We start from the raw sequence: 13,292 nt of genomic DNA on the forward strand, positions 1-13,292 counted from the left end.
CACGGCACGTTCGAGGGCCGAATCCGTTGCCAGGCCCTGGCCAGGGGGGCGTCAGTGGTCTCCACCAATGGACACGAAAAGCTCGCCAATTCGTTATTTCCGCAGGCCACAAGGGGTGAACGCGCCGTTGACGGGTGGAGACGGCCGCTGATACACACACATCATCCATCTGACACCTGATCAACCCGTCCTTCCTGTCCGAGCGATGACGCGAGGTCCGACCATGGGCACGAACGATCAGACACGCAGCCTCCCGCGCGGCCTCAGGCTCGTCGCCGTGGCCGGGGCAGCCGCGCTCACCCTCACCGCCGGTCTCGCGACCCCGCTCGACCCGGCGCCCCAGCAGGCCCGGGCGGCCGACGGCGGCAAGAAGGTGCTGACCGTCGCGGTGGCGCAGAGCGTGGACTCGCTCAGCCCGTTCCTGGCGGTGCGGCTGCTCAGTACGAGCATCCACCGGCTCATGTACGAGTACCTGACGAACTACGACCCCAAGGACAACCACGCCATCCCGGGCCTGGCCACCAAGTGGGAGCCGTCGCCGGACAAGCTGACCTGGACGTACACGATCCGCTCCAACTCCAAGTGGTCGGACGGCGAGCGCGCCACCGCCGAGGACGCGGCGTGGACGTTCAACAAGATGATGACCGACTCGGGCGCGGCCACGGCGAACGGCAGCTACGTCGGGAACTTCCGCAAGGTGACGGCCCCGAGCCCCACCGAGCTGGTCATCGAGCTGAAGAAGCCACAGGCCACGATGACCGCGCTCGACGTGCCGATCGTGCCGAAGCACGTCTGGGAGAAGGTCTCGGACTTCTCCGAGTTCAACAACGACAAGAGCTTCCCCGTCGTCGGCAACGGGCCGTTCACGCTGACCGGGTACAAGGCGGACAGTTATGTGCGGCTCAAGGCCAACAAGAGCTTCTGGCGCGGGTCGCCGAAGTTCGACGAGCTGGTGTTCCGCTACTACAAGGACCAGGACGCGGCGGTGTCTGCGCTGCGCAAGGGCGAGGTGTCCTTCGTCGCCGGGTCGCCGTCCCTGACGCCCGCTCAGGCGGCATCCCTGGAGGGCGCGGACAACATCCAGGTCAACGACGCCCCCGGCCGCCGCTTCTACGCCCTCGCCACCAACCCGGGCGCCAAGGCGAAGAACGGCAAGAAGTTCGGCGACGGCCACCCCTCCCTGCTGGACCAGCGGGTGCGGAACGCGCTGTTCCTGGCCGTGGACCGCAAGGCCATCATCGACAAGGTGTTCCAGGGACACGCCGTCGAGGGTGAGGGCTACATCCCGCCACGGTTCCAGAACTACTTCTGGAAGCCGTCCGCGGACCAGAAGCTGGCGTACGACCCGGCCGGGGCGGCCCGGCTGCTCGACCAGGCGGGGTACAAGAAGAACGGCGACGGCAAGCGCGTCGGCAAGGACGGCAAGCCCATCACCTACCGCGTCCTGTGCCACGCCACCGACCCGAACGACAAGGCGGTCGGCAAGTACCTCCAGGAGTGGTGGGGCGAGCTCGGCATCGGCGTCCAGCTGAACTGCCTGGACAACGTGACCGACCCCTGGCTCGCCGGCAAGTACGACCTCGCCTTCGACGGCTGGTCGGTCAACCCCGACCCGGACTTCGTGCTGTCCATCCACACCTGCGGAGCGCTCCCGGCGACCCCGGAGGAGACGGGCGCGACGGACAACTTCATCTGCGACAAGAAGTACGACGAGCTCTACGCACAGCAGCTCGCCGAGTACGACCCCGCCAAACGGGCGGACATCGTCAAGCGGATGGAGTCGCGGCTGTACGACCTCGGGTACATGAACGTCATGGCGTATCCGAACGCGGTCGAGGCCTTCCGGACGGACCAGATCAAGTCGATCACGACGATGCCGGCGAAGGCGGGGAACATCTACGGCCAGGACGGCTACTGGAGCTGGTGGTCGGCGGTCCCGGCGGATTCGAGCGGCTCGTCCGAGAACGCGTCGTCGACGGGGGTCGTGGTCGGGATCGTGGCGGGTGTCGTGATCCTCGGCGGGCTCGGCGTCTTCGCGGCGATGCGGCGGCGGTCCACCGCCGAGGACCGCGAGTAGCGGGGGCGAGCGGGTACTCATGACCGCTGACGCGTCTCCCGCGCTGGTCGCGGACAAGCAGCAGACGGCCGCCGGGCCGCGGGTACGCAGGGGCTCCGCGTACCCGCGGTACCTGGCGGGCAAGGTCGCGGGCGCGGCCGTGTCGCTGCTGGCCGTGCTGATCACCAGTTTCTTCCTCTTCCGGCTGATCCCCGGCGACCCGGTGAAGACCATGACCGGCGGCCGTCAGGTGTCGGCCGGGCAGCTGGCCGCCTACCGCGAGGAGTTCGGGCTCGACCTGCCGTTGTGGCGGCAGTTCACGGACTACTGCGGCAAGGCGCTCACCGGCGACTTCGGCACGTCGTACCAGTTCCGCGCCCCGGTCGTCGACAAGATCACGGAAGCGCTGCCGAACACCCTGCTGCTCACCGGGACGGCCTTCGTCCTGTACACCGCGCTGGGCATCTTCCTCGGCACGCGCTCGGCGTGGCGGCGCGGCGGGCTCGGCGACCGGTTCAACACCGGTCTCGCGCTGACCCTGTACTCCATCCCGTCCTTCTGGCTCGGGCTGCTGCTGATCGTCGTTCTGTCGGTGGGCATCGGCCCGCTGCCGGGGATGTTCCCCACCGGCGGCATGGAGTCGGGCGGCGAGGAGGGCTTCGCGTACGTCGTGGACGTGGCGCACCATCTGGTGCTGCCGGTGGTGACGCTGGTGGCCGTGGAGTACGGGCAGACGCTGCTGGTCACGCGGTCGGCGCTGCTGGACGAGATGGGCAGCGACTATCTGACGACCGCGCGGGCCAAGGGGCTGCGCGACGACCTCGTGCGCCGCCGGCACGCCGTGCCGAACGCTCTGCTGCCGACCGTGACCCTGATCTTCATCAACCTCGGCCGGACGGTGGCGGGTGTGATCCTCGTGGAGACGGTGTTCTCCTGGCCGGGTCTCGGCGGGCTGTTCTACCAGGCGCTGAGCGTGCCCGACCTGCCGTTGGTGCAGGGACTGTTCTTCGTGTTCGCCGCGGCGGTGATCGTGATGAACACCCTCGCCGACCTGGTCTATCCGCTGCTCGACCCCCGGGTGGCCCGATGACGACGACGACCGATCCGGCCCTGAGCCCGCGCGCCCTCGCCCGGCAGCGGCGCCGGGCCTCCGTCGCCCGCTTCTGGCGGCAGTACCGCGCCGAGCGGGCGGGGCTGTACGGCCTGACCGTGCTCGCGCTGTGCGCGCTGCTGGCGTTGTTCGCGCCGTTGTTCGTCGGCTCGGACGTGAGCAGTGTGACCGACGCGCCGGGGCGTCCGATGCAGAGCCCCAGCGCGGACTTCCCGCTGGGCACCGACCAGTTCGGCCGGGACCTGCTGGGCCTGGTGGTCTGGGGCTCGCGGGTGTCGCTGCTGGTCGGGCTGCTCGCCGCCGTGCTGTCGGTCGCGATCGGCACGCTCATCGGGGTCACCGCGGGGCACTTCAAGGGCTGGTACGCGACGGTGATGATGCGGATCACCGACTGGTTCCTGGTGATGCCGACGCTGGTGCTGGCGATCGCCCTGGCCACCGTGATGTCCCGCTCGCTGACCACGACGGTCGTCGCGATCGGCGTCACCACCTGGCCGACCACGGCCCGGCTGGTGCGGGCGCAGACGCTGGCGGTGGAGACCCGGCCGTACATCGAGCGGGCGAAGGCGCTCGGCGGCGGGCACTGGCACATCATGTCCCGGCATGTGCTTCCCAACGTGATGCCCCTGGTGCTGGCCCAGACGACCCTGATCATCTCCACGGCGATCCTGGCCGAGGCGACCCTCGCCTTCCTCGGCCTCGGGGACCCGACGATCGTGTCGTGGGGCGGGCTGCTCCAGGACGCGCGGGAGGCGGGCGCGGTCAGTGCCGGGGACTGGTGGTACCTGGTGCCGCCGGGCATCGCCATCGCCGTGGTGGCGCTGGCGTTCACGCTCTGCGGGCGGGCCGTGGAGTCCGTCCTCAACCCCAGGCTGGGGGTGTCGCGTTGAGTCTGCTCGACGTCAGGAACCTGGCGGTGACGTACCCGGGCGGGGCGGCCGCCGTGCGCGGGGTGGATCTGCGGCTGGACGCGGGCCGCAAGCTCGGTCTCGCCGGGGAGTCCGGCTGCGGCAAGTCCACGCTGGCGCTGGCCCTGCTGCGGCTGCTGCCGTCCGCGACCCGCGTCACCGGTGAGGTGCTGCTCGACGGCGAGGACGTGCTGACGATGAAGTGGGGCCGGGTCCGGGCGGTCCGCTGGGCCGGGGCCTCCGTCGTGTTCCAGGGCGCGATGCACTCGCTGAACGCCGTGCACCGCGTCGGCGACCAGATCGCCGAGCCGATCCTGCTGCACAGGAAGGCCACCCCGGCCGGCGCGAAGAAGAAGACCGGGGAGCTGCTGGAGCAGGTCGGGCTGCCCGCCGCCCGTGCGGAGGCCTACCCGCACGAGCTGTCCGGCGGCCAGCGCCAGCGCGTCATGATCGCCATGGCCCTGGCCTGCGACCCGCGGCTGATCATCGCCGACGAGCCGACCACGGCGCTCGACGTGATGGTCCAGGCGCAGATCCTGCGGCTCATCGAACAGCTCGTCGCGGACCAGGACCTCGGCCTGATCATGATCAGCCATGACCTGGCGGTCCTCGCCGACACCTGCGACCGGCTGGCCGTGATGTACGCGGGCCGGGTCGTCGAGGAGGGCCCGGCGGCCCAGGTGTACGAGGACGCCCGGCACCCGTATGCCAGGGCCCTGTCGGCCGCGTTCCCGCGCATCGGCGACCCGGCTTCCCGGTTCGCCCCGCAGGGGCTGGCCGGAGACCCTCCCGACCCGGCGGCCCTGCCGTCCGGCTGCACGTTCCACCCGCGGTGCCCGGTGGCGCTGGAGTCGTGCGCCGAGCAGGACCCGGTGCTGCGCGAGGCGGGGCCGGAACGCCGGGCGGCGTGCGTCCTGGTCGGCCCGCCAAAGGACGCGCCTCGCGAGTCCCGTGAGGAACCCGAGGTCCATGAGGGGCCGGAGTCCGGTGAGGCACCGGCGGCCGCGGAGGACCCGGAGGCGCTGGAGAAAGCGAGGCCGAGCACGCCATGACCACGTCACCCACGAGCCCCGAGGTCGCCACGGCCCCTCTGCTGAGCGCCCAGGGCCTCCACGTCACCTTCCCCGGCCGGCACGGAGGCCCCCGGTCCCGTGCGGTGGACGGGGTCGACCTCGACATCCGGCCCGGCGAGATCGTCGCGCTGGTCGGCGAGTCCGGTTGCGGGAAGACGACCCTGGCCCGCTCCCTGCTGGGCCTGGTCGAGCCGACCGCCGGCCGGGTCACCTTCGACGGCCGCCCGCTGGAGTACTCGGGCCGCTCCCTCAAGGCGTACCGCAAGCGTGCCCAACTGGTCCTCCAGGACCCGAGCGGCTCGCTCAACCCACGGCACACGGTCTACGACGCGGTCGCCGAGGGCCTGCGCATCCACGGCCACGGCGGCGACGAGCGGGCAGCGGTCGCCGACGCCCTCTCCCGAGCCGGGCTACGGCCCCCGGAGCGCTTCTTCCTGCGCTACCCGCACGAGCTGTCCGGAGGACAACGCCAGCGCGTCGTCATCGCGGGCGCGCTGGTCCTGGAACCCGAACTCCTCGTCGCCGACGAGCCGGTGGCGTCCCTGGACGCCTCCGTGCGCGGTGAGATCCTCGCCCTGCTCCTGCGGCTGCGCACCGAGCTGGGCCTGTCCGCGCTGGTCGTCACGCACGACCTGGGCCTGGCGTGGAACATCGCCGACCGGGTGGCCGTGATGTACCTGGGCCGGATCGTGGAGACGGGCGCGGTCGAGCAGGTCCTGACGGCTCCACGGCACCCCTACACCCAGGCGCTGCTGTCCGTGCTCCCGGAAGCTCCCGGGGCCCCGGTGGTCCTCACGGGCGAGCCCCCGGACCCGTCCCGCATCCCGTCCGGCTGCCGCTTCCACGCCCGCTGCCAGATCCTGTCGAGCGGCGAGGCGGCAGCGGCGGGCGTGGCAGACGCGTGCAGAGGCCAGGACTTGGAGGTACTGGGCGGGGGCGGAGCATCGCAGGTCGCATGCCATTGGGCGGTTTCGTCATCGCCCCCAAGGGGCGCGGGGCTGCGTTGATGTGCGGCTCCGCCGCGTGAGCGCGACCAGCCACAACCCACCCGCAGACGGCCCACAACAGGACTAGGCAGCCCCGTCAGCCGCCACCAGCTCCCGGCACTTCTTCACGTCCTGCCCCATCTGCTCCAACAAGGCATCCAGCGTCTCGAACTTCGCCTGCCCCCGCACGAACGCCAAGAAGTCGACCGCGACATGCAACCCGTACAGATCCAGCCCGACCCGGTCGATGGCATAAGCCTCCACCGTCCGCTCGGTCCCCTCGAACTGCGGATTCGTACCGACGGAGATCGCCGCCGGCATCGCCTCGCCCTGTGCGTGCAGCCACCCGGCGTACACACCGTCGGCGGGAATCGCGGTGTGCGGCAGCGTCTCGACGTTGGCCGTCGGGAAGCCCAGCTCGCGACCGCGCTGCGCACCGCGCACGACGACGCCCTCGACCCGGTGCGGGCGCCCCAGGATCTCCCCCGCACCCTCGACGTCGCCCTCGGCGACCAGCCGCCGCGTCAGCGTCGAGGAGAACGGCTCCCCGCCGCCCGCCTCGCCGGTCACGTACAGGTCGACGACCTCGACCTCGAAGTCGTAGGTCTTGCCCTGCGTGGCCAGGAACTCCACGTTGCCCGCGGCCTTGTGGCCGAAGCGGAAGTTGGGGCCCTCGACGACCGCCTTGGCGTGCAGCTTGTCGACGAGCACCTTGACGACGAAGTCGGCCGGGGACAGCTTCGAGAACTCGGTCGTGAAGGGCAGGATGAGCACCGCGTCCACGCCCAGGTCGGCCATGAGTTCGGCGCGGCGGTGGTGCGGGGCGAGCAGCGGCGGGTGACTGCCGGGGCGGACGACCTCGCTGGGGTGCGGGTCGAAGGTGACGACGACGGCGGGCACGCCCAGCTCCCGGGCGCGGTTCACCGCATGCCGGATGATCAGCTGGTGTCCGCGGTGGACTCCGTCGTAGGAGCCGATGGTGACGACGCTGCGCCCCCAGTCCTGGGGGATGTCCTCCAAGCCACGCCAGCGCTGCACTGTGCCTGCTCCTTGTCGAAAGCTCGTCGAACCCGTGTACCTGGTTGTCCGTGGTTGCCTCGTACGCAGGTCTAAGGGTGCCATGCCGGGTGCCCCCGGCCCGCATCGGCATGGGGGCTGTGACAGGGCGCACGACACGGTACGCCGGCCCGGCGGCCGGGATGCCGGTCACGCGGGGACGCGTACGCCCGCCAGGTTCTCGATCGTCCGGCGGGAGCTCGGCCCGACCAGCGCCGCCCACTGCTCGGGCGCGTCGGCCAGCCAGCCGGCCGCGCGGGCGGCGAAACCGGGCACGTGCCGGCCCAGGTCGGCCAGGGCGCGGTCGAAGCGGGCGGCGCCCTCCGGGGTGCGGACGAGGAGCAGGCCGACGCGGTGGACGAGGTCGCGCAGGTCGTCGCCGCTGTTCCGGGCGACGGCGTGCAGCAGCGCGTCCAGGACGTCGGTGTCCTGCTCGCGGGCCATGAGCAGGTCGCGCAGTTCGCGGCGCAGCGGACGGGAGGCGGGGATGCCGGGCGGGGCGAGGACGCCGGCGAGGGCGCAGCGCAGCCGTACCGGGCCGCCCTCCAGCAGGCCGGTGACCAGGGGCAGGAGCACGGCCCGCACGGTGGGGCCCCGGTCGAGCCGCTGGTCCACGTAGGCGGCCGTCTGCCCGGCGAGTTCCGGCCGCAGCTCGGCGGCCTGTCGCAGCAGCGCGGCGACGCGGGGGGCCAGGCCCGGCGGGGTGGCGTCGGCGAGTGCCCGCAAGGCCTCCTCCGCGTCCGGCCGCTCCAGTCGGGCCGCGAAGGCGCGGAGGACCGGTTCGGGGTGGGTCGGGAGGGCACCGGCCGGCACGTCCGGGGGCAGCTGAGGGTCGCCCGCCGCGAAGTGCTCCAGGGCCCGAGGGAGATACCGGTCCCGGGTGTGCGGGTCCTGGACGAGGAGGCCGAGTGCGCCGCCGTGCAGGGCGCGGTCGGCGGGGCGGGCGAGCAGGGTCAGGGCGGTGAAGCGCAGCAGGGCGCGGTCGCCACCGGTGCTCACGTGGGGCGCGGCCCGGAGGCCGTGCGTCACCGCGGCGGCGCGCCGCGTCGGGCGTTCGTCGCGTGCCCACCGGTCGACGGCCCGGCACACCGCCGACGGTTCCTCCTCGGCCAGCACGGCGAGCAGTTCGTCGGCCCGCCGGTGCGCCCGGTCGACGAGCGCGTCCGTCAGGTCGTCCAGGGCCCCGTGGCGGTGGGTGTGCAGCAGCGCCTGCGCCGCGGTGGCCACGGTGGCGTGCGGAGTGGCGGGCAGCGGCTGTTCGTCGACGAACCAGCGGGCGAGCAGCGGTTGCACGGCCGTGGGATCGGCGGCGAGCAGGCGCGCGACGGCGTCCAGGAACCGGGGACCGGCCTCGCACGGCGGGCCGTCGGCGTGGACCAGCCGGCGCAGCAAGGTGAAGCGCGTGTCCTCCGGCAGCCGCACGCCGGTCCAGAAGGCGGGCCCGACCTCCTCCGGTACGGGCCGCTCCTGCCGCCGCCAGGCCACGGTCCGGTCGGCGAGCAGCCGCAGCACCTCGAGGTAGGGCGTCGCGTCGGGCACGGCCAGCAGGGTCCCGGCGAGCAGCCGGGCGGTCCACCAGGACCGTGAGCCGGCGTCCAGGGCGTGCACCAGGTCGGCGAGCCTGGAGGCCAGTCGGCCGGTGCCGTGCTGGCGGGCGAGGTACAGCAGGGCCTGTACGACGGGCCCGATGCGGTGGTGCGGCACGGGGTCGGGCCGCGTGTCCTCGTGGCGGTGGACGAGGACCTGGAGGGCCTCGTCGAGGTCGAGGTGCATGCCCTGGAGCCAGTCGGCGAGTTCCTCGTGGGCGAAGCGGTAGCCGGTCCCGGCGGGCACGAGGAGCCCCTCGGCGAGGACGGCCGGCGCCCAGCCGGCGCCGCCTCCCAGCCGCTCCGGGGCGGGCCCCCACGGGAACAGCGCCTCGAACGTCTCCCGGTCCAGGTCGCCCGGCCCGGGGCCGAGCGTGCGCCGGGCGGCCTCGTGCACCTGCCCGGCCACCTTGGCGGCCAGCCGGCGTACGGCGGTGCCGCGCAGGCCGTTGCCGGCGGCCAGCCGCTGGGCGATGCGCAGGGACATCAGATCCAGGTAGGCGGCGAAGACGTCGTCACGGTCGACGGTCGCGATGGGGGCGCCGGCGGCGTCGGGGCCATGAGGAACGCCGGCGGGTCCCGGGGCGTACGAGGCAGCGCGGACGTCGGGGCGTTGGAGACGTCCGGCGGCTTCCGGGGCGTCGGAGGCAGCAGAGGAATCGGTGACGGCGGTCCGGATCTCGGCGAGCAGCCGGAGGGTCAGAGGGTGCCGGGCGTCCGTCCCGACGAGGGCGCTCTCCGGGACGCCATGGCGCCGACGGGCCTCCCTGGCCTCGTCCTCGGTGAGATCGCCGATCCGCACGCACGCGGGGCCCCTTCCGGCGCCGTCGGGCCGGTACAGCACCTCCGCCGGGAACCCCGCGTCCTCCCAGTACTCCTCCCGGCAGGCCACGACCAGCCGCGCTCCCGTCTCGCGCAGCCACCGCACCGTCCCGTCCGTCCAGTCGGCCAGGCGGCGCGCGAGCGCGGGCGGCGTCTCCTCGGGGCCGTCGAGGAGGAGCAGCAGGGGCCGGCCGAGGGCGGCGGCGAGGGAGGCGAGCCGCTCGGGCGTGGTGTCGCCCAGGTCGGCCGGGAGGGCGGGGGCGCGGGACGCTGCCACGAGCGGAGCGGCCCGGGTCAGCGCCCGGCGGACCGCGTCCGCCACCGAGGTGTCGTCGTCCCGCAGTTCGGAGCCGCGCAGCCACAGCGTGGGGTGCCCGTCCCGGGCGCGGAGCGCGGCGAGCGCCGCGAGCTCCGTCGTACGGCCGCTGCCGGGCGCCCCGACGAGGCCGAGGACGGCCGCCGGACCGGCCGTGAACGCGCGGAACTCGGCCGCCACGGACGCCCGTTCGACCGGTTCCGGGAGGCCGGTGCGGTCGGGCGGGCCGGCCGCCGCCATCGAGGTGCCGGTCAGCTCCAGCACCCCCGCCAGATTGAGGTCGGCAGCGTAGGCGGGGACCGTCTCCGCGTTCTCGGCGAGCAGTTCGGCGAGCGGCCCCGCCGCTGCGGGCACCCGGGCACGCAGCGGTACGGCGAAGCCGACGTCGCTGTGACCGGAGCTGAGCGCGGTGCCGAGGACACCGACGACCGCGCCGGTCTCCGTGTCGAGCACGGGGCCGCCGGCCGCTCCGCCGCCCAGCCGCAGCGCGTCCCGCCCGGCCGTGCCGACCGCCAGCTCCAGCGCGCCGTCGAGGCGATGGGCCCGGTCCCCGGCCGTGTACGTCACGGGGGTCGAGCCCAGCACGCGGGCTTCGCGCCAGCCGCCTGCGGCGATCCGCACATAGGCGCCGGTCGCGGCACCGCCCCGCACGGTGACGGGCAGCGGCGGCACGCCGAGCCCCTCGGCGCGTACGAGGGCCAGGTCGAGCGCGGGCAGCGGGGTGACCGCGTCGGCGGCCACCACCCGGCGGCAGTCCCCGGCCCCGTAGAGAACGAGCCGGGGCTGGCCGTCGACGGCCTCGTGGCTGGTGATGAGCGTGCCGTGCCGGTCGGCCAGGAAACCGGTGCCGCGGGGGCGTCCGTCGAGGTCGTGGATGCGGACGAGTGCCTCGCCGGGGGGCTGGGCAGCCGGCTCCGGCGCCTGATCCGCCGGCCTCGTTGCCTCGCCCCCCGTTCCGGGGAGGTCCTGGGAGCCGTCCACGCTGCCGTCCGTCTCCCGGGACCGGTTCCGCGACGTCATCGTCGAGCCTCCCCGCCGTACATCCGTGCCCTCGCGTTCGACGGTAGGGGCGAGATGATCAGCGGGACAGATCCCTCGGCGAAAGCGCCCCCTTCCACTCCCCCGGTTCACTCCGAGCGCCCGCACGGACGGGTGAACGGAAGGGGATGGCTGGATACACCCTTGAGTGGGGGAACCGAGGGGGGACCCGTGGAGCGGCGACAGTGGAGGTACCCCGTGGCCGCCGCTCCACGGGCGGACAACCGTCAGCCGAAGACGGCCAGGCTCTTGGCCTTGCCCCGCTGCTCCTCGACGAGGGCGAGGAAGCGGCCCTCCGGGTCGAAGACGGCGACCGGGCCGGAGCCCGCGTACTCGTCGGGCATCTCCAGCCGTACGCCGTTGGTGAGCAGCTTGGCCCGCCGGGCGTCGACGTCCCAGCGCGGGAAGGCGGCCGCGGCGGCCTCGGCGATCGGCATCACGGCGAGTTCCTGCTGGTGCTGGTCGAGGGTGCGGGCCGCGTCGAGCTTGTACGGGCCGACGCGGGTGCGGCGCAGGGCGGTGAGGTGACCGCCGACTCCGAGGTCGGCGCCCAGGTCACGGGCCAGGGCCCGGATGTACGTGCCGGAGGAGCAGACGACCGAGACCACCAGGTCGAGTACGGCCGTGCCGTCCTCGGCGACGGCGTCCCTGACGTCGTACACGCCGAAGGAGGAGACCGTGACGGGCCGGGCCGGGATGTCGAACTCCTCGCCCTCCCTGGCCCGCTTGTAGGACCGCACGCCGTTGATCTTGATGGCGCTGACCTTGGACGGCACCTGCATGATGTCGCCGGTCAGCTTGGCGATGCCGGCGTCGATGGCCTCGCGGGTGACCTTGGAGGCGTCCGCGGCGGAGGTGATCTCCCCCTCGGCGTCGTCCGTGAGGGTGTTCTGCCCGAGCCGGATGGTGCCCAGGTACTCCTTCTCGGTCAGGGCGAGGTGGCCGAGGAGTTTCGTGGCCTTCTCCACGCCGAGGACGAGGACGCCCGTCGCCATCGGGTCGAGGGTGCCGGCGTGCCCGACGCGACGCGTGCGGGCGATGCCGCGCATCTTGGCGACGACGTCGTGCGAAGTGAAACCCGACGGCTTGTCGACGATGACGAGGCCGTCGGGCGTGATGTGCTTCTGGGTCATTCGGCGGTGTCGTCCGTCTCGTCGTCCTCGTCCGGCTTCCGGTACGGGTCGGCCTCACCGGCGTACTTCGCGCCGGCGGAGGCCTCGCGCACCTTCGCGTCGGACTGGCGCGCCTTGTCGAGGAGGTCCTCGATGTTCCGGGCGGTGTCGGGGAGGGCGTCCATGACGAAGGTCAGGGTCGGCGTGAACTTCACACCGGCGGCCCGGCCGACCTCGGAGCGCAGGATGCCCTTGGCGCTCTCCAGGCCGGCGGCGGCGGCCGCGCGCTCCTCGTCGTCCCCGTACACGGTGTAGAAGACGGTCGCCTCCCGCAGATCACCGGTCACCCGGGTGTCCGTGATGGTGACGTGCGAGCCGAGCCGCGGGTCCTTGATCCCGCGCTGCAGCTTCTGGGCCACCACTTCCCGGATGAGGTCCGCCAGCCTCTTGGCCCGCGCGTTGTCGGCCACTGGTCCGTCTCCCGTTCTTTCCTGTCTGGGTCGTTCTTGGGTCGTCAGTCGTCTTCGCCGTGGAAGCGCCGCCTGACGGACAGCAGTTCCACCTCGGGGCGGCCGGCCACGAGCCGTTCGCACCGGTCGAGCACCTCGCTCAGGTGCCCCGCGTCGCCGGAGACCAACGCGAGACCGATGACGGTCCTGCGATGGAGGTCCATGTGGTCCACCTCGGCCGCGCTCACCGCGTACTTGCGCTGGAGCTCGGCGACGATGGGGCGGACGACGGAGCGCTTCTCCTTCAGCGACCGTACGTCGCCGAGGAGCAGGTCGAAGGACAGCGTCCCCACGTACATGTGTGTATCCGGATGACCCGCCGGTACGGGATCGATGGCCCTGCGGTGTGGTTGGCAGGGACATCAAGAACGGTACCGCGAACCTGCCGGTGGCTCGACGGGGTTTTGCCCACCCACCCGCCCGACACCGTCGGCCAGGAGGCCCGGGCCCGAGGGGCTCCGCCCCAGACCCCCCGGAAACGAGCCCTGCTCAGCACCCTCACGAGAGCCAAGCACAGCCCACCCGTAGCAAGCCCTGCTCAGCACCCTCGGAGGAGCCGAACCCTGCACGCCCGCGGGAGCCATGCCCCGCCTTGCAGCGGGAGCCCCACACCTCAGCGGGAGCTTCACCCACCGGGCCGCAAGGCGGTCGGGGACGCGAACGGCCGGTCGGCCGACGCGCGCCGGTGCGCAGCACCCGGGCCATACCGCGTTCCGCCC

10 protein-coding genes are annotated in these 13,292 nt (G+C 72.9%); 5 read left to right on the forward strand and 5 right to left on the reverse strand.

The window, feature by feature from the left end:
* The first annotated feature begins 223 nt into the window (after positions 1-223).
* The 5 genes from ABZ016_RS41810 to ABZ016_RS41830 are packed head-to-tail and all read left to right on the forward strand — an operon-like array spanning position 224 to position 6,155.
* Complete coding sequence (locus tag ABZ016_RS41810) at positions 224-2,077, forward strand: ABC transporter substrate-binding protein (protein WP_356922030.1); 1,854 nt, start codon at positions 224-226, stop codon at positions 2,075-2,077.
* 19 nt (positions 2,078-2,096) lie between these two features.
* Positions 2,097-3,146 carry an ABC transporter permease gene (locus tag ABZ016_RS41815; protein WP_356922031.1) on the forward strand — a complete coding sequence of 350 codons (1,050 nt, stop codon included), beginning with the start codon at positions 2,097-2,099 and terminating at the stop codon, positions 3,144-3,146.
* Positions 3,143-4,057 carry an ABC transporter permease gene (locus ABZ016_RS41820; RefSeq protein ID WP_356922032.1) on the forward strand — a complete coding sequence of 305 codons (915 nt, stop codon included), beginning with the start codon at positions 3,143-3,145 and terminating at the stop codon, positions 4,055-4,057. The genes ABZ016_RS41815 and ABZ016_RS41820 overlap by 4 nt, the downstream gene beginning before the upstream one ends.
* Positions 4,054-5,127, forward strand: coding sequence for an ABC transporter ATP-binding protein (locus ABZ016_RS41825; RefSeq protein ID WP_356922033.1), 1,074 nt, complete (start codon positions 4,054-4,056; stop codon positions 5,125-5,127). Before ABZ016_RS41820 ends, ABZ016_RS41825 begins: the two co-directional genes overlap by 4 nt.
* Positions 5,124-6,155, forward strand: a complete 1,032-nt coding sequence (locus tag ABZ016_RS41830) for an ABC transporter ATP-binding protein (protein ID WP_356922034.1) — start codon at positions 5,124-5,126, stop codon at positions 6,153-6,155. The genes ABZ016_RS41825 and ABZ016_RS41830 overlap by 4 nt, the downstream gene beginning before the upstream one ends.
* Positions 6,156-6,218: 63 nt before the next feature.
* Here the strand turns inward: ABZ016_RS41830 and ABZ016_RS41835 are convergent, their stop codons facing one another.
* From ABZ016_RS41835 to ABZ016_RS41855, 5 genes are all read right to left on the reverse strand, one after another.
* Entirely contained in the window at positions 6,219-7,172 is a 954-nt protein-coding gene (locus ABZ016_RS41835) for a bifunctional riboflavin kinase/FAD synthetase (protein ID WP_356922035.1), read from the reverse strand.
* Positions 7,173-7,340: 168 nt separating this feature from the next.
* Positions 7,341-10,934 (reverse strand): trypsin-like peptidase domain-containing protein, encoded by a 3,594-nt coding sequence (locus ABZ016_RS41840; protein ID WP_356922036.1) that lies wholly within the window; start codon positions 10,932-10,934, stop codon positions 7,341-7,343.
* A 245-nt stretch (positions 10,935-11,179) separates the two neighbouring features.
* Positions 11,180-12,085 carry a tRNA pseudouridine(55) synthase TruB gene (truB, locus tag ABZ016_RS41845; RefSeq protein WP_356922037.1) on the reverse strand — a complete coding sequence of 302 codons (906 nt, stop codon included), beginning with the start codon at positions 12,083-12,085 and terminating at the stop codon, positions 11,180-11,182.
* On the reverse strand, positions 12,082-12,534 hold the full coding sequence (gene rbfA, locus ABZ016_RS41850) for a 30S ribosome-binding factor RbfA (protein ID WP_356922038.1): 453 nt from the start codon (positions 12,532-12,534) through the stop codon (positions 12,082-12,084). Before rbfA ends, truB begins: the two co-directional genes overlap by 4 nt.
* A gap of 44 nt (positions 12,535-12,578) precedes the next feature.
* Positions 12,579-12,872, reverse strand: a complete 294-nt coding sequence (locus tag ABZ016_RS41855; RefSeq protein ID WP_356922039.1) for a DUF503 domain-containing protein — start codon at positions 12,870-12,872, stop codon at positions 12,579-12,581.
* Positions 12,873-13,292: the final 420 nt, after the last annotated feature.

The organism is Streptomyces sp. NPDC006372 (assembly GCF_040612515.1).
Lineage (GTDB): Bacteria > Actinomycetota > Actinomycetes > Streptomycetales > Streptomycetaceae > Streptomyces.